Below are 17,377 nucleotides of genomic sequence, written 5' to 3'. Positions count from 1 at the left end.
CTATATATGGAGAATCGTCCATTAGAGTACGACTATACGGTTGCAAAGATGTTTATGCTTACTACAGTTCTTTTAGGATTTGTAGGTATGCTCATCGGTGTAATTTTAGCATTTGAACTTGCTTTCCCTGGTGTTAACACAATACTTGGAAGTTTAGGTCTTAATGAATTTACAAACTTTAGTCGTCTTCGTCCACTGCACACAGATGCAGTTATTTACGGGTTTACATTAAGTGGTATTTGGGCTACTTGGTATTATGTTGGTCAACGTGTACTTAAAGTATCAATGGCTGAATCAAAATTTTTAATGTTTATTGGAAAACTTCACTTTTGGATATATCTTTTAGTTGTAGTAGCAGTTGTTGTATCACTATTTTTAGGTATAACTACTTCAAAAGAGTATGCTGAATTTGAATGGCCAATCGATATCGCAGTTGTTGTGGTATGGGTACTTTCTGGTATTAGTATTTTCGGTCTTATTGGTATGCGTCGTGAGAAGAGTTTATACATTTCTGTATGGTATTACATTGCAATGTTCTTAGGTATTGCTATGCTTTATCTATTTAACAATATGGAAGTTCCAACTTATTTCCTTTCTGGTGGTGTTGGTGCATGGTATCACTCAGTATCTATGTATGCTGGTACAAATGATGCGTTAGTTCAATGGTGGTTCGGTCACAATGCGGTTGCATTTGGTTTTACAGTGCCTATTGTTGCAATGATCTACTATTTCTTACCAAAAGAGTCTGGTCAAGCAGTTTATTCTTATAAACTTTCTTTACTATCTTTCTGGGGATTAATGTTCGTTTATTTATGGGCTGGTGGTCACCACTTAATCTATTCTACTGTACCAGATTGGATGCAAACAATGGGATCTATTTTCTCAGTTATCCTTATCTTGCCATCTTGGGGTTCAGCAATCAATATGCTTCTTACTATGAAGGGTGAGTGGCAACAAGTTGCAGCGTCTCCATTAATTAAGTTCATGATTTTAGGTTCAACTTTCTATATGTTCTCAACTATCGAAGGACCTATCCAATCAATCAAATCAGTTAATGCAATTGCACACTTTACTGACTGGATTGTTGGTCACGTTCACGATGGTGTTCTTGGATGGGTTGGATTTATGATTATGGCTGCGCTTTTCCATATGGCTCCACGTGTATTTAAACGTGAGTTATATTCAAAAAGTTTAATGGCTGCACAATTCTGGATTCAAACTTTAGGTATCGTTTTATACTTCACTTCAATGTGGATTGCAGGTATCACTCAAGGTATGATGTGGCGTGCTCACGATGAGTTTGGTAACTTGGCTTACTCTTTCATTGATACTGTAACGATTCTTCACCCATACTACACAATTCGTGCTGTTGGTGGTGCTTTATACCTAATTGGTTTTGTTATGTTTGCTTATAACATCTATAAAACTATGTCTGCTCGTCCTGTTGAAGAGTCTGAGCTTAAATCTGCATCGCCTATGGGCGCTTAAGAAGGGAGGATTATATTATGTTTCATTGGTTAGAAAAACACCCGTTCTTATTCTCGGTAGGTGTATTTGTTGTAATCGCTTTTGCTGGTTTGATTGAGATTTTACCAAACTTCGTTCAAGCGTCTCGTCCTGTTGTTGGTGCTGCTCCATACTCAACTTTAGAGTTAGCAGGTCGCCATGTTTATATCAAAAATAGCTGTAATGCTTGTCATTCACAGTTAATTCGTCCTTTTAAAGCTGAAACTGACCGTTATGGTCACTACTCTTTAAGTGGTGAATATGCATATGATCGTCCATTCCTTTGGGGTTCTAAAAGAACTGGTCCAGATTTAATGCGTGTTGGTAACTATAGAACTACTGATTGGCATGAACACCATATGAAAAACCCTGAAGAGGTTGTTCCAGGTTCAATTATGCCAGGATATGCTTGGATGTTCGATAACAAAGCAGATATTGATACTGCTTATGCTGAACAAGTAACTGTAAATAAAGTATTTGCTGTTCCTTATAACAAAGCTGTCCCAACTAGAGATGGTGGAACAGTAACAGTTAAACTTGGTACTTCATTAGCAGATGCAAAAGCAATGGCTTTAGAAGAAGCTAAAGTAATCGCTGCAGATATGAAAGATCCTAAAGTTAAAGCAGCAGTTGAAGCTGGTCAAATTCCAGAAATTGTTGCATTAATTGCATATTTAAATAGTTTAAAATAAAAGGGTTTAGTGTGGATATTGCAACTATTCAAGCGTATGGTTACTTCTTCTTTACAATGTTTTTAACGATAGGTTTATATGCATATATATACCATTTGTATAAAAATAAAAAAGATGAAGCAGGTGTTGATTATGAAGAGTATGGCAATATGGCACTTAATGATGATATAGTAGACACTCCGGTGAAAGCTGTATCTGAGAAAAAACATAAATAGGAGAGATATATGAATAAGCTAACGCTTGGGGGAATTATCTTTACTGCTCTTATGGTACTTTTGACATGGTTGTCGATAGGTGGTTCTAAGGGTGGATTAAATGGTGATATCGTCAACATGCTTGCGGTTGCTGGTGCGGTTGCACTTGTAATCATTACAGTATTTGTTGTTATCAAGTACGTTCGCCAAATGCAAAACGACACTGCTACAGGTGATTTAGAAGAAGCGTCGTGGGATGATATTGGTGAGTATAAAAACCCTGTTCCAATGGGTTGGGCTATTATGTTCCTTGGAACTATGATTTGGGGTGTATGGTACTGGACAATGGGTTATCCAGTAAATGCATACTCACAAATTGGTGAATATAATGAAGATGTAAAAGCGCATGATGCTAAGTTTGCTAAAAAATATGCAGATATTCAAGGTAATGAACTTATCAAAATGGGTGAGTCTGTATTTATTGCAGAGTGTAAAGTTTGTCACGGTGCAGATGGTAAAGGTTTAGATGGCAAAGCTGCAAACCTTCACACAAGAATCTCTGCAGAGAATGTTAAAAATGTTGTAACTAATGGTTCAAACAATCAACTTCTTGGTACTGAAATGCCAATGCCAGATAGAAATGGCTTATTTAACATGGATACAGGTGCACCAATTACAGATGCTGAGATTGATGTAGTTGCTTCATATGTAGCAAATGGAATGCAAGGTGAAGGTGCAGATGTATTTGCAGCTGTATGTTCTTCTTGTCATGGTGCTGATGGTAAAGGTATGGAGTATGTTGCTCCAGATATCGCTGAGTTTACTCCTGCACTTGTTGTTAATGTTCTTAGTCATGGTAAAAAAGGTGTAATTGGTAAAATGCCATCTTTTGCTAGATTAAATGACAAACAAAGAGAAGCTGCTGCTGCTTACATTAGTGCAGGATTACCTGATACTGATGACTTAGAAGGAGAATAACATGAATGAAAATAGAGGTGTTTTCGCTCTTGATGGTGTAACAGGTATGTTAATTGCAACTGTACTACTACTTGGAATTTTAGGAACTTTAGTTTTCTTAGCAGTAGGTGTACAAAATGCAAATGCAAGTAACTTTTACAAAATTCAAAATGAAACAGAGATAGGTTCAGGGATTATGGGGAAAAATGCTCCATCAAGATCTGACTATGTTGTTGACGTAAAATAAGGAGCATAAAATGGAAAAAATTATTTCATGGGGTCTTTTAGCTATGGCTCTGTATACACTTTATGCGGTAGTAACTCCTAATCATTTATATTTAGGGTAGGGTAATTCATTGAGAATTTACACACGAGGGCTTTTTGCCCTCATCTTCATTATTTTTTTTCAATCACAATTATTTGCAGAATATTTATATAAAGATGAAGTTGTTCATAGAGAGCCATTTACAAAAGATATTGAGCTTTTAGGAAGTGAGCTTTATACAAAAACTGGTGTATCACTAAAACTTTTAATGTTAAAAGAGTTGCCAGATAGTCAAGATATGTATACATATGAGCAAGAGTTACTTAAAACTTTTCAAAAACCTACTATACTTTTAGTTTTTTCAGAGATGGATACACAAGTAGATATACAAGTAAATGATCCAGTTTTATATAAATATTTTAATAGAGGGCAAGTATTAAGTCCGACAACATCGGCTGCACAAGCTTTTTTTGTGGCAATTTTTTATGCCGATAGTTGGGAGCATTTTAATCAACTCAGAACTGAATATGGTGGAACAATTTTACCACTTCTAGCTGGTAAAGCTAAAAATGAACAAATTGTTGGAAAATATGCTGCTTCAATGTACAATGGTTACCTCGATATTGCTCATCAAGTTGCAACTGCTAAAGGGGTAAAACTTGATAATGATCCAGGAGATGCAAATCAAGAAGCTCTTTTTTGGGTGAAGTTGTTTTTCTATGGTTTTGTTTTATATGGTATAGTTCTATACATTAGAAAAAAGATAGAATTAAGAAGGCTGAAAAATGAGCAAGCAGAGTAGTGGTAAAATTTGGCCATATATAGTAGGTGGTTCAATTACCCTCGTTTTTGGATTTTGTGTTGCTACTATTATGGTGACCAGTAAGGCAAATATCCAAGAAAGTAATGCGTATATGAGTAAATATCAAGATGCGGATGCAAAAGCAAATGAGTTTATAAATGCTCAAATAGCATTTGATAAGAAATATAATTTTACTTATGTCACAGAGGGAATAGGTGGGGAAATTCCACTTTTAAAATACAAAGTTACTGATAAAAATAATAGTTCAGTAAATGATGCAAAAATAATTTTGCATATCAGTAGACCTGAGACTGCGGAGTTTAATCAAGAGCTTAACGAAGCTACTTGTGAAGATGGTGTATATACATTTAGTGGAGCAAAATTTCCAAAAGTTGGTGTATGGAATATCATAGCTCGTGTGCAAGTGGGTGATGATTATAGATTTTTAAATATCAAAGCAGATACTCGTATAAAAGAGGCTTTTGAGTTCTAGCTAGTTATAAAAAGGCAAAGCTATGAACAATGAAACGATAGTTCTCTCCTCATCTCGTGCAATTCGGCACGAGCAACTAAAAAACAAAAATCAAACAACTTTTTTACCTGATTACATGAGTATGAGTGAGTTTATCTCCAAACTGTGTGTGGTCTCAAGTTACAAACACATCGATGAAGATAGTCGAATACTTCTTTTACTTGAAGCAGCTGACTTTAAAGAGTTTTCACAATTACAAATAGAGCGAAACTTCTTCACTTTTACAAAAAACAGTTCGTATATATTTAAATTTTTTGAAGAATTAAGTGCTGAGTTGTATGATATTTCAAAGTTACATCAAGCTGACCTTTATGCCGAATTTGATGAGCATATAACAATCTTAGAAGAGTTATATAAACGTTATGAAAAGTTATGTAACGAAAAAAAAGTATTGGATAAGATATTTTTACCAAAGTTGTATAATTTTCATAGATCATTTCTAAATGATAAAGAAAAAATAACTCTCTGGCTTGATGGATATTTAACTAACTTTGAATTAGAACTTTTAAAACAAGTGGCACAAGATGTGGAGTTAGACATAGTATTTAGCACAACTGCTTATAACCTTAAAATGCAGGAGAAGTTTGCAGAGTTAGGATTTGTACTACAAAGTGGCTACAAGTATCGCTTAAACTTCTCAAACAAAGAGATTGTAGAAGAAAATAAAATCCAAAAGATAAACAATGTAACTTGTGAGAGTTTTAGTGAGGATATTTTACAAATCGCATTTATAAAAAAGAAGATTTATGATTTTAGACAAAAAGGGTATGAGGCACAAAAGATAGCGGTGATCTTACCAAATGAAGTAAAAGTAGAGCTTTTAAAAAGTTTTGATGAGCGATCAAATCTCAACTTTGCAATGGGGATATCTTTTAAACAAAGCAGTATCTATAAACTTTTGGATGCAAATATAAAAACATTAGAGCAGGAGAGTCAAGAAAATATCCATCGAGCAAAAAGAGTAGGGAGTGAGATTGCTGATGTAATTTTTGAGCTTTATGGAGTTCGGGATGATCTTGTAAAAGTTGAGGAGTGTTTTTATAAGATAAGGGAGTTTATAAGTGATAAACAAGAGCTCAAACTTTACGATCAAGAACTCTTTAGCTTTTTAAAAGTGCTTCCTTTTATGAAAAATATCAACTCTTCCAAATCTATACTCAATCTGTTTATGCAAAGACTAGCAAAAGCGAATATGGATGATGTCCGTGGTGGGCAAATAACCGTGATGGGAGTTTTAGAGAGTCGTGGTGTTGAGTTTGATGGGGTTATCATAATTGACTTTAACGAAGGTATAGTGCCAAAACGAAGCGATAAAGATATGTTTTTAAACACTCAGATCAGAGAGATGGCAAACCTACCAACAACAAATGACAGAGAAAACCTTCAAAAACACTACTACAATATGCTGATGTTAAATGCAAAAGAGGTGGCAATCTCGTATGTAAAAAGTGTAGATACAAATCCGAGTAGATTTTTAAAACAGCTCCATATCAAAGAGCAACAATGTTGTGATGAACAAAGTTATGCACAGCTTCTTTTTGAGAAAAATACACAGCTAAACCAAGAGAGGGAAACTATACGAGTGCCATATAGTTTTATAGGACAAAAACTCTCAAATACAAAACTCAAAACATACCTCACATGCAAAAAAAAGTTTTACCTCTCATATATACTCAAACTCCAAGAACATATCATCCCAAAAGATATACCACAAGAGTACGAAATAGGAAACTTAGTACACAATGCACTTTGTAATTTATATAGAAAAAATACTCACTATAACGACATACAAGAGCTCAAACGTGACCTAGATAAAGAGTTAGATCAAGTGAGTGATAAAAATGAGTTTGTCCGTTACCAAATCGCTTTACAAAAAAAAGTGCTGGAGCAGTTTTGCGAAAATGAGATCAAACGTTTTGCACAAGGGTATGAGGTAATAGCGACTGAAAAACAACTAGAGTTAGAGTATGAGGGATTAATTCTTAGCGGTACACTCGATCGTATAGATACTCAAGATGGAAAGTTAAGTGTGGTTGATTATAAAACAGGAAAATTGCCACTTTATACAAAAAATAGCCTACACGATGCAACTGATTTTCAACTAGAATTTTACACACTTTTAGCTACGCAACTAGGCAATGTAAATGAGTGTAGTTTTTATGATCTTAAAGAGGGAAAAATTGTAAGCGAGACATTTTTAGAAGAAAAAATGGTACAGCTACATTCACACATAAAAGACTTACTGATGGTTGAAGATATAGAGGTGGCAGAGTGTGAAGATATAAAAAACTGTAAACATTGTCCTTATCGTGTTATGTGTGATCGAGAATAATTTATGAATAAAACACTCATAAATCATATAAAAAAATATACAACATTTGAATGGCTGGTATTTATTAAAATATTAGAAAACAAATCAGATGAAGAGTTGAAAAAAATTGAACCAAATGACATAGAAAGGTACAATCTTCAAAACTCAAACTGGTATTCAAAATTACTGGATTTAGCTTTAAGATTATCTGATTATGAAAATACAAAAGTAAGCTTAGACCATTTACCAAGAACGCACGATTATAGAAAGTTTATAAGTTTTTATTTAAAGAACTATGATAGTGAGTCGAATTTTAAAGCAGATTTAGACTATTCCTTAGATTTAGCAATTACAAAATATATGTATGAGCAAAATAAACACTATGCCCCCTATGTCAATGATATGGGTAGGTTAATTGAGCTATATAATACAAAAGCGAGATTATTTCAAGAGTTTTTTGGATTAACACCAAAGCAGATACTATGTTTTTTTACTTTAAATAATGAGAAACATGATATTTATGAACCTTTTGATCTTGCAAATATGTTGAGATTACTTAAAGATTATGACAAAAAAATTACAGAAAAAAAATTACAAAATTTTTTAGATGTATTCTCTATAAGCATAAAAAATTATCGCTTAAAAGCTAAAGAGCTTGGTATAACAAAAGATAAAATGAAATCTATACGGTTAATTGAGCAATATCCAATCGTAAAATTAGAAAATAATTTTTATTTTATACCATCTATAAATATATTATTGGAATCTTTAAGTTATAAAATATTTACAATTTTAGATAAGGAAGTGAAAAGTTCAAAAAGCTTCAAACAAAGTTTTGGGAATACATTTGAAAATTACTTAAGAAGATTAACAAAATTTTCACATGATAAATATTTTTATGAATGTGATGAACTAATTAAAGAAAAAAGTAATAGAAAAGCAGAGTTTTATATACAAAAGGATGATAATCTTTTAGTTGTTGAGTCAAAATTATTACATATTGATGAAAATATTATTCTTCATAGTAGTGCGATAGATTTAGAAAATAAGTTTAAAGAGACTATATTTTCAGCCCTTGAACAAATAGACTCGTGTTTTAAAAAATTAGATGCATTAAACAAATATGGTGTCATAGTTATTCATACACATATGCCAATGTTAGAAAATTTTATAAGACTTTTTAAAAACAAAAGTAAATATGACTTTTTGGATAATGTAATAATTCTCTCAGTAATAGACTATGAAATAATGATACATAGTCCATTTGAAGAAATTGTTGAGTATTTTAAGTTACCATATGCAAATGAAAAGTCTCAAGTTGCTCTTTATTTTGAACAAAAAAATAAATTTTTAGAGACAAGAGTTTTAGAATTTGGTAATGATTTGAAAGATAGAGAAGAAGTAAATGAGTAACTTTATAAATAACCTAGCCTACGAAGCAAGTGCAGGAAGCGGGAAGACTTTTATGCTTGTTGTTCGGTATCTCTCTTTGCTTTTTCAAGGGGCCGATGCTTCTAAGATATTGGCACTTACTTTTACAAACAAAGCAGCTTCAGAGATGAGTGAGCGGATCGTTGAGACTTTAGAAGATCTTGAAAACCGCGGTGAGCTTGTAGAGATCATGAATGTGACAGGTTTTTCAAAAGAGGAGCTTTTAAATAAAAAAACACAGCTATTAAAAGAGTTTTTAAATGCAAATACAAAGATCATGACGATCGATAGTTTTTTTACTAAAGTGCTTCGCAAATTTTCGCTTTATGCTTCACTTATGCCAGATTTTACAACTGCATCTTCGCAACATGAACTCAAACTTCTTACTCGATTTTTAACAGAAGTAAGTGTTGCAAATAAGAGAAGTACACTTATAGACCTTTCGCTTGAATCGAAAAAACGTGTGAACGATATATTTGTACTACTCAACCAATTTTATGAGAAAAAAGAGGAATTAAATCAGTTTAGTTTCAAGCAGGTATTTGATCGAAGTTATGAGCAAAAAGCACTTGAAGCATTGTCAAACATTCAAAAGATAGTCACAAGTTGTGATGGTGCATCGGCAAGTTTACAAAAAGCAGTTTCATTACAGAGTTTTGAAGAGTTGTTAAATGCCACTTGGGTATATAAAGATACATTAGAGTATTGGGTATTTAAAAAATGTTTTACGCTTGAAATGGACAGTAATTTATTTATAATTCAAGATGCTATACGAGAGTATTTTTACCAAAGGGAGCAGAACTTTTTTTATGCACTTTTTGGGTTGGTCGACATCTATAAAAAGTCAAAAAAAGCACTTTACATCGATGATAGTGAACTAAGTTTTTCTGATGTGACACTTTTGGTATATGAGATATTGCATCGCTTGGATGATAGTGAATTTTTGTACTTTAGGATAGATGCTACGATCGAGCATATGTTGCTTGATGAATTTCAAGATACCAGCATCATTCAGTATGATATTTTAAAACCACTTATAAATGAAATTACCTCAGGAACTGGCGTAGCTGAAAATGGAAGTTTCTTTTTTGTTGGGGACGTGAAGCAGTCTATTTATAGATTTCGCGGAGGTGTATCGGCACTTTTTGGTGAAGTGGTACAGGAGAATAATACACAAATAGAAAAACTACGTGTGAACTACCGTTCACAAAAAGAGGTAGTAGAGTTTGTAAATAATACTTTTGAAGATAAGATAAAAAACTATACACCGCAACTGGTTCGAGAAGAAGCACAAAATGGTTATGTCTCTATCAAAACAAACGATGAGGTTTTAGAGGAAACGTTAACGCATGTAAAAATGTTGCTTCAAAAAGGTGTTGATGTTGATGATATAGCGATACTTTGTGCAACAAACGGCGATGGAGAAGAGATAAAAAACATTTTAAGTGCAGAGGGGATTGAGGTAGTTACAGAGACCACTACAAAACTTATAAACCAACGAAGTATTAAAGCTGTATTGGAGTATTTGAAGTATCTTTATTTTGGTGAAGATATTTATAAGTATAACTTTTTTGCTTTGATCAGTAGAGATGTAGAAAATATTGTGAAAATTGATCTAAACAGAGTAAAACTGCTTGATCTGATCAAAAGTGCAATAGATCGCTACCAACTTTTTCAAAATGATTTTCACCTGATGCGTTTTATGAATGTTGTGCAAAATTACCAAGATATTGAAGCGTTGTTATTTGAGTATGAGCGTTTAGATGTTTCAGCGGCTGCAAGTGATATAAGCGGTGTACGAGTGCTTACTGTGCATAAATCTAAAGGGTTAGAGTACGAGCATGTGATCGTGATGGATAGACTCAAAAAAGCTCCGCCATCTCGTGATAGCATCATTTACAAATACAATGGTATAAAATTGGAGAGTATCTACTTTAGAATTCAAAATCGAGACTTGATTGATGAGGATTATGCACAGGCTCTAGCGAAAGAAAAAGAGTTAAATCAAGAAGATAGTTTAAATGCACTTTACGTGGCTTTTACAAGGGCACGTGAAAATCTCTTTATTATCAAAAAAACAAAAGACTCTATATTTGATCTACTTGGTTTAGAAGATGGCTCTTTTGGCGAGTTAGTATGTGAGGTAAAACAAAAACAACCAAAACCAAGCTATCCACCTTTAGAGTTTATCGATGAGTATTATGGTGTACAAAGTGAGGTATTAGAGTTAGAGGATGAACAAGAACAAGATTTAGCGAGTATAAATTTTGGTCTAGCAACGCACTATACTTTAGAGATGATGGAATCTTTTGAGCTTGGTTCATTGCCAACAGCTTTAGATATGTGTGCAAATAAATTTGGCTTTTCACTTGAAGATAAAGATTTTGATGAGATAAAAAGTAGAGTCTCAAGACTTATTTCAAATGAGCAGTTTTTAGAGCTTATTGATGGGAAGTATTTCAAAGAAAAAGCGATTAAGTATAAAAATAATCTTCGCTATATCGATCTACTTGTGCAAAAAGGGGATGGTTGGGTGATACTTGATTATAAAACAGGTGAAAACTTTAGTGATGAGTATCACGCACAAGTAAAAACATATATAAAAGCAGTAGCCGAGATAACCAACCAAGAAGTACAAGGGTATCTGTGTTATATTTTAAAGGATAACGTAAAAATAGTTCAGGTCAAACTCTAAGCATTGGATTAAATGCTTTTGTGCTGAGGTTTAACGACTGCCCTATGGTTAAATCTTTGATCTCCTCATCACTTACAACAACTTCTACAATTTGTTGCCCAATCGAGATAATTGCAATGTTGATTACATCTACTTTTATGATATCTAAAAGCTCTCCATCAAATGAAAATTTTGCACTTCCTGTTGTTTTTAAAAATATCTCTCTTGGAGTTCCATCATTGATGATTTTTCCATAGTCTAAAACTAGTACACGAGATGCTAAACGATAAATTTCACTTGGGTCATGGCTTACCATAAGTGTAGTGATTTCAAACTCTTTATGAAGTGCGAGTATCTCGTTTTGGAGTTTTGTTCGCATATCTGGATCGAGTGCTGATAATGGTTCATCCAGTAGAAGTATTTTAGGTCTGCTCATCAAAGAACGACAAAGTGCTACACGCTGTTTTTGTCCACCACTTAGCTGGTTTGGTAAGCGGTGTTGCAGTTCTGTAAGTTCTGTCACTTCTAAAAGATGTTGTGCTAGTTCCTTATCTTTTTGAACAAACAAAAGGTTTTCTAATACGCTCATATTTGGAAATAGTGCGTAATCTTGAAAGACAAACCCTATTTCTCTTTTTTGTGGTGGAAGATTCAGAGTATTTCCCAACCAAATAGAGTTATCAACTTTGATCTCTCCACGTGCATTTTCAAGTCCTGCTAAGATGCGAAGTAAAGTTGTTTTTCCACTACCACTTTTGCCACTAATAGCTACAAACTCCCCTTGTTTTATATGTAGATTAGTAAGAAGCTGCATCTCTCCAGAAGCACCTTGAAGTTGTTTATTTATATCTATATGAACCATTAATGTAATCCAATCTTATGTTGGTATCTTCTATTAAATATATAAACACTTAGTAGTACCAAAAAGCTAATTGCAACCATAATCGCAGAATAAACATGAGCCATAGAATAATCCATTATCTCAACCATTTCATAAATAGCAACCGATGCAACTTTTGTTTCACTTGGGATGCTGCCCCCCACCATAAGCACTACACCAAACTCTCCAACTGTATGAGCAAAAGTCACGATAATGGCAGTTAAAAGAGCTGGTTTAATGTTAGGAAGTGCTACGTGTATAAGGGTTGTCATTTTACTTTTCCCAGCGATATAACTTGCTTCAAGCATATTTTTATTGAGTGACTCAAAACCACTTTGCAGAGGTTGTACCATAAATGGTAAAGAATAAAAAGCACTTGCAACTACAAGCCCACTAAAAGAGAATACCAGTTTTATATCAAAAGTATCTTCAAAAAATACACCGATTGGTGAATTGTGTGAAAGTGCGACAAGGATATAAAAACCTAAAACTGATGGTGGTAAAACTATAGGCAAGGCAGTAAGACTCTCTAAAAATGGTTTGATTTTTGAGCGAGTTTGAGAGAGATACCACGCAAATGGAAGTGAAATTATAAAAAGCACAAGTGTAGTGATAGCTGCTAGTTTAAAAGAGAGTAAAAAAGGTGTGAAATCTATCTCTTGTAAAGCTGTCATCTAGTTATCCATTGGTACCAAAGAGAGATCACTTTCGTTAATAAACGCATACACTTTATCCCCCTCTTGTAGTTGTAATTGTTTTGCTTGGTGAGTTGTTAAGAGTGCTTCTAAACAATTCCCTAAAAAATCTAGTTTGATATTTGTAAGAATTGTTCCATACTTTATAGAGGTAATGATAGTTTTGAATTGGTTGGCAATACTTAGCTCTTTATTAGAGTTTTTTGAGAGCACGATATTTGAAGATTTTACATAAAGTTTTACCTCTGTACCAACTTGAACATTTTCATTTAACTCTAAAGAGATCATAGAGAAATATTGCTCATCTCTAGAGAGCTTCACAAGATGAAGGCTCTGTAAAGATTCGATCTCCACAATCTTAGCTACAAAATGACTCATCTATCCCCTTAAAATGTGTAGTTAAACTCTAAGCGTGAGTCCAAATAATCAGTTTTTGTATCACTATCTTTGATGTACTGATTATACCCAAATCTAACACGATATTGGAACTGTGGAGCAAATGCTAAATTTTGAATATATCCAAGATAATAATACAATCTATCGTTTTCTGATTTTGCTTTGTCTCCATCGATGTATAATATAGATGTTTGAATAAAGCCATCTTTATATATACCTGTTTTATTTGCACCTTTTGTAAGTTCAACTCTATAACTTTTTGTGTTTGCTCTCCAGTTGTACATTCCCATACTTCTTGTATATCCAGCTGTTGGAAAGGCTCTCCATGGTGTAACTAAATCGCTTTTGTCTAAAATATTTGTATATCCAAGATTGAGTTTATAATCATCAAAACCAGCTACAACTCTTGCGGCAATCATACGAGCATCTAAAGAGTTTTGATCTTTATATCCACTTAGACCAGTTTTCGTTATAGAAGCTCCACCAACATCTCCAGCACCATTGTCAAACTGTTCTATGTAACGTATACCAGGTGTCAAAGAGAAACCATCTAAGTTGATTTTATAGTTTCCTTCTATCATAGCTTCTGATAAAAGTTCAGGTACTATATATGATGCAAAATTTAGTTGAAGATTTTCAACAGAGTTGTTTTGTGCGTCTAAAACGATGAGAGGTGCATTTGTTGATTTACCAGCTGCGGCTAAGGCTGTATATGTTAAACCTTTATGCATAGCTGAGTCATCATTTTGGCTCCATTCAGGTCTTGTTGCACTTGAAGAGGCTGCATCCCCATACATTAAAACAGAGTGTGAATCTTTATGATCACGAAGTTTTTGTTTCGCTAAGTATGCAAACTTTATAGTTGAATCTTTTATATCTTTTGATTCTAAAACAGCACCATCAAAACTATTAGGTATCATCTTTGTATCATTTGATTTTGTATAAAATGTCTCTACCAATTGACGACCTAGAGTCAATTTTGTTTTTGAAATTATATAACCTATATTTGCTTGAGCAAATGTATAAAGTGTTTTTGAACCAGTATTGACATAGTCATATCTACTAAAAAAATCTTTTGCAGGTTTAATAGTGTTCACATTACTTGAGGTTTCATTAAAAAATGCACGAGAACCATACATTCCCACTGTAAAATCAAAACCATTATACTTAGCACTTTGATATACAGCACTCGCACCAATGGCACTTACAAAATGAGTGTTATTAGCAGAATCATCATACCAATAATAGAAGTTGTTATTTCTAAGCCTTCCGTAAAAGTTTCCTTCTGAAAAAAGTTCTTTGAATGAGTCTACTTCTTTTTGTTTTTCAAAGTAAACCATCTGTCCATTTGCTTTTATCGCAGATTTGATATCTGAACTTGCAGCTTGTAAAGTTGTTGCAGTAAGAGCTACAAAGGTGAATGTACTGAGTAAGTTTATATTCTTTTTTAACATTTGAGTACCTTTTTTATATTCTTTTTGGGGAAGTATATCAATTGAAAACTGAATTTTTCATTATATCTTTTATAATATAACGATTGAAGAGAGTTTGAATAATAAGATATTTTCGTTATAATAATACCTCTTTTTCATAAGAAAAATATGAATCATCTTTTTAATATTAAAATTAACTTAAATTAAGTAGTTTTTAAGAAAATCTAGCTATACTTCCACCACTTAAATATAAACTTGAAAGGTTCAAGAATGAAATTTACTAAAATTGCTTCTGCTGAACAGATCGATCAAAAATGGGTTTTAATCGATGCAGAGGGTAAAACATTTGGTCGTTTAATCACTGAAGTAGCTACTATTCTTCGTGGAAAAAACAAACCATGTTTCACTCCAAATATTGACTGTGGTGACTATGTAGTTATCATCAACGCTTCTAAAGCAACATTCAAAGGGTTAGACAAAATTTCTAACAAAGAATATCACTCACACTCTGGATACTTCGGTAGTGTTAAAAGTGTTAAAATGACTGAGCTTTTAGAGAAAAACCCTGAGAAACTATACAAATTAGCGACTCGCGGTATGCTTCCTAAAACTAAGCTTGGTGCAAAAATGCTTAAAAAATTAAAAGTATATGCAGGTGCTGAACATCCTCACACTGCACAAATTGCTAAGTAAGGATTGATATATGGCAAACAAAATTTATGCAACTGGTCGTCGTAAAAGCTCAATCGCTAAAGTTTGGTTAACTCCAGGTAGCGGTAAAATTACTGTAAATGGTCTTTCATTAGACGCATTTTTAGGTGGTCTAGAAGCGAAAAAACTTCGTGTAAAACAACCACTAAACATTACTAAACAAGCGGAAGCTGTAGATATCGTTGCTACTACTTTAGGTGGTGGTTTCGGTGGTCAAGCTGATGCTCTTCGTCATGGAATCAGCCGTGCTTTAGTAAAATTTAATCCAGAATTAAAAGCAATCCTTAAACCTGAGGGTATGATGACTCGTGATTCACGTGTTGTTGAACGTAAAAAACCAGGTAAACGTAAAGCTCGTCGTTCTCGTCAATTCTCTAAACGTTAATCGGTTATTTCGAGAAAAACTTCTTTGTATCCAGAGGCTTCTCTGGATATTTTCCAATCCCCTAATATGCACAAATCGTATTTTTATTTCACTTTTATTTGTAAACTTTTGTATATAATGTTTAAACTAAAATATAAAGGTTAAACAGATGAAAAAGATCACAATCATCGCAGTTCTTGTTGTTGGTGCACTAGCAGCTTTACCAATCATAGGAAATCAATATGTAAACTCTACTATGAATGAGAGAATAGAAGAACTCAAAACTCATGGAGTAGGTGTGAAAAATTCTTCACAAAATAGTTCATATTTAACAAGTTCAAAACATTATGAATTTATCTTAGATGATGGTGCTAAATTTATCGATTTTTTAAATCAATACGCTACTAGTCAAATCCCACCATATGTTGATTCTGTAATCAATGGTGTAGTAGTTGGTGTAGATGTTGAGTATAGTAATATTCCATTTTTTAGTACAGTTGCAGTTGATATTTACCCTATGGATTTTTCACAGCAGATGATGGATTCACTCAAAAGAAAAGATACAAATTTTTATGATCAACTGAACACTTTTTTAGGTTCTAAGGGTATAAATTATCATATCAATTATCACCTCGGTAGTGAGCAGTTTGATGGGTATATTAAAGATATAGATCAAACATTTAATCTCAATGATGGTACAGTTTTAAACTTAGCACTGAACGATACAAAGTTTGATGGAGAGGGAGAGCTTATCGCACCGAAGAGTTCAAATTTCACTCTTGGAAAAATGAAATTAAATGTAACTGCTAAGAACAATAAACTTGTATTTGCCCTAGAGGATTTTAAAGGGAGTTCTGCTTTTGCATCAAAAGCAACATACGATACAGATATCAATGCAAAAAATTTCAAGTTTGTGTTAGATGAGAAGTATAACGATGTTTATTTTGACCTCAATGATATCAAAGGAAAATTTTCTTCAGATGATAAGGGTGAGAAAACAAAAATCTTTGGTGATACATATTTTAAAGATATGACAATTAAAGGCTCAGATTTAGACCTTGTAATGAAAGAGTTTAAATATGCGCTTTCAGTAGAGAAACTTGATAAAGATTTATTTGCAAAATTACAAGAGTTAATATCAAAAAATAGATCAAATATGAACTACCAAGCAGAACAAGAGATAGAGAAAACTGTAGCTGATTTACTCTCAAAAGGTTTAGAGTTAAATGTCAAAAATATCTCTGTTGATGAAGTTGTGTATAACAAAAATAAAGAGTACAAAAACTTAAGTTTTAATGCCTTAGTAAACTTTAAAGAGGACCCTGATTTGGCTACAAAACTAAAACGTATGCCAATGGAAGCTCTGCAAAATATAGATATGAATTCTGAGTTCATCATCCCAAAAAATCTTTATGAAGAGATAGATCAAACAGGAGAGATTGCACAATATGCCCAAATTGATGGCGATAAAGTAACTTTCAAATCTGAGTTTAAAGATGGAAAATTGAGTGTGAATGGAAAACCTGTAAGATAG

General features: G+C 33.3%; 17 protein-coding genes. 13 read left to right on the top strand and 4 right to left on the bottom strand.

Features of this window, described 5'->3' with window-relative positions:
- Positions 1 to 6 precede the first annotated feature (6 nt).
- The 10 genes from ccoN (at position 7) to ACQY56_RS00450 (ending at position 11,385) form a co-directional block, all read left to right on the top strand.
- Positions 7 to 1,488, top strand: coding sequence for a cytochrome-c oxidase, cbb3-type subunit I (gene ccoN / locus ACQY56_RS00495; RefSeq protein WP_428737392.1), 1,482 nt, complete (start codon positions 7 to 9; stop codon positions 1,486 to 1,488).
- Positions 1,489 to 1,505: 17 nt separating this feature from the next.
- Positions 1,506 to 2,198, top strand: coding sequence for a cytochrome-c oxidase, cbb3-type subunit II (gene ccoO, locus ACQY56_RS00490; RefSeq protein WP_428737391.1), 693 nt, complete (start codon positions 1,506 to 1,508; stop codon positions 2,196 to 2,198).
- Positions 2,199 to 2,209: 11 nt separating this feature from the next.
- Entirely contained in the window at positions 2,210 to 2,413 is a 204-nt protein-coding gene (locus ACQY56_RS00485) for a cytochrome c oxidase, cbb3-type, CcoQ subunit (protein ID WP_428737390.1), read from the top strand.
- A 9-nt stretch (positions 2,414 to 2,422) separates the two neighbouring features.
- Entirely contained in the window at positions 2,423 to 3,370 is a 948-nt protein-coding gene (locus tag ACQY56_RS00480) for a c-type cytochrome (RefSeq protein WP_428737389.1), read from the top strand.
- Position 3,371: 1 nt separating this feature from the next.
- Positions 3,372 to 3,596, top strand: a complete 225-nt coding sequence (locus ACQY56_RS00475; protein ID WP_428737388.1) for a DUF4006 family protein — start codon at positions 3,372 to 3,374, stop codon at positions 3,594 to 3,596.
- A 109-nt stretch (positions 3,597 to 3,705) separates the two neighbouring features.
- Positions 3,706 to 4,416, top strand: coding sequence for a 3-dehydroquinate dehydratase (locus tag ACQY56_RS00470; protein WP_428737387.1), 711 nt, complete (start codon positions 3,706 to 3,708; stop codon positions 4,414 to 4,416).
- Positions 4,400 to 4,909, top strand: coding sequence for a FixH family protein (locus ACQY56_RS00465; RefSeq protein WP_428737386.1), 510 nt, complete (start codon positions 4,400 to 4,402; stop codon positions 4,907 to 4,909). Before ACQY56_RS00470 ends, ACQY56_RS00465 begins: the two co-directional genes overlap by 17 nt.
- Positions 4,910 to 4,931: 22 nt before the next feature.
- The gene (locus ACQY56_RS00460; RefSeq protein WP_428737385.1) at positions 4,932 to 7,280 is read left to right on the top strand and encodes a PD-(D/E)XK nuclease family protein; all 2,349 of its coding nucleotides are present in this window, start codon (positions 4,932 to 4,934) and stop codon (positions 7,278 to 7,280) included.
- Positions 7,281 to 7,283: 3 nt separating this feature from the next.
- Positions 7,284 to 8,672, top strand: coding sequence for a hypothetical protein (locus tag ACQY56_RS00455; protein ID WP_428737384.1), 1,389 nt, complete (start codon positions 7,284 to 7,286; stop codon positions 8,670 to 8,672).
- Entirely contained in the window at positions 8,665 to 11,385 is a 2,721-nt protein-coding gene (locus tag ACQY56_RS00450; RefSeq protein WP_428737383.1) for a RecB-like helicase, read from the top strand. Before ACQY56_RS00455 ends, ACQY56_RS00450 begins: the two co-directional genes overlap by 8 nt.
- Here ACQY56_RS00450 and ACQY56_RS00445 read toward each other — a convergent pair.
- Genes ACQY56_RS00445 through ACQY56_RS00430 form a run of 4 tightly spaced genes read right to left on the bottom strand, consistent with a single transcriptional unit; the run spans position 11,375 to position 14,789 of the window.
- Positions 11,375 to 12,226: an ABC transporter ATP-binding protein gene (locus ACQY56_RS00445; protein ID WP_428737382.1), complete on the bottom strand. Its 852-nt coding sequence runs from the start codon at positions 12,224 to 12,226 to the stop codon at positions 11,375 to 11,377. The genes ACQY56_RS00450 and ACQY56_RS00445 overlap by 11 nt on opposite strands.
- Positions 12,226 to 12,918 carry a molybdate ABC transporter permease subunit gene (gene modB / locus ACQY56_RS00440; RefSeq protein WP_428737381.1) on the bottom strand — a complete coding sequence of 231 codons (693 nt, stop codon included), beginning with the start codon at positions 12,916 to 12,918 and terminating at the stop codon, positions 12,226 to 12,228. The genes ACQY56_RS00445 and modB overlap by 1 nt, the downstream gene beginning before the upstream one ends.
- Positions 12,919 to 13,317, bottom strand: coding sequence for a TOBE domain-containing protein (locus tag ACQY56_RS00435; protein WP_428737380.1), 399 nt, complete (start codon positions 13,315 to 13,317; stop codon positions 12,919 to 12,921).
- Positions 13,318 to 13,325: 8 nt separating this feature from the next.
- Complete coding sequence (locus ACQY56_RS00430) at positions 13,326 to 14,789, bottom strand: OprD family outer membrane porin (protein ID WP_428737379.1); 1,464 nt, start codon at positions 14,787 to 14,789, stop codon at positions 13,326 to 13,328.
- A gap of 249 nt (positions 14,790 to 15,038) precedes the next feature.
- On the opposite strand from ACQY56_RS00430, the gene rplM reads away from it, so the two are divergent.
- From rplM to ACQY56_RS00415, 3 genes are all read left to right on the top strand, one after another.
- Positions 15,039 to 15,461 (top strand): 50S ribosomal protein L13, encoded by a 423-nt coding sequence (rplM, locus tag ACQY56_RS00425; RefSeq protein WP_428737378.1) that lies wholly within the window; start codon positions 15,039 to 15,041, stop codon positions 15,459 to 15,461.
- 10 nt (positions 15,462 to 15,471) lie between these two features.
- Positions 15,472 to 15,864: a 30S ribosomal protein S9 gene (gene rpsI, locus ACQY56_RS00420; protein ID WP_428737377.1), complete on the top strand. Its 393-nt coding sequence runs from the start codon at positions 15,472 to 15,474 to the stop codon at positions 15,862 to 15,864.
- A 148-nt stretch (positions 15,865 to 16,012) separates the two neighbouring features.
- Positions 16,013 to 17,377 (top strand): DUF945 family protein, encoded by a 1,365-nt coding sequence (locus tag ACQY56_RS00415; RefSeq protein WP_428737376.1) that lies wholly within the window; start codon positions 16,013 to 16,015, stop codon positions 17,375 to 17,377.

This window comes from Sulfurimonas sp., assembly GCF_050296975.1.
Classification (GTDB): Bacteria; Campylobacterota; Campylobacteria; order Campylobacterales; family Sulfurimonadaceae; genus Sulfurimonas.
Note: the sequence above shows the minus strand (reverse complement) of the source record. Positions and strands in the feature narration are given on the sequence as shown.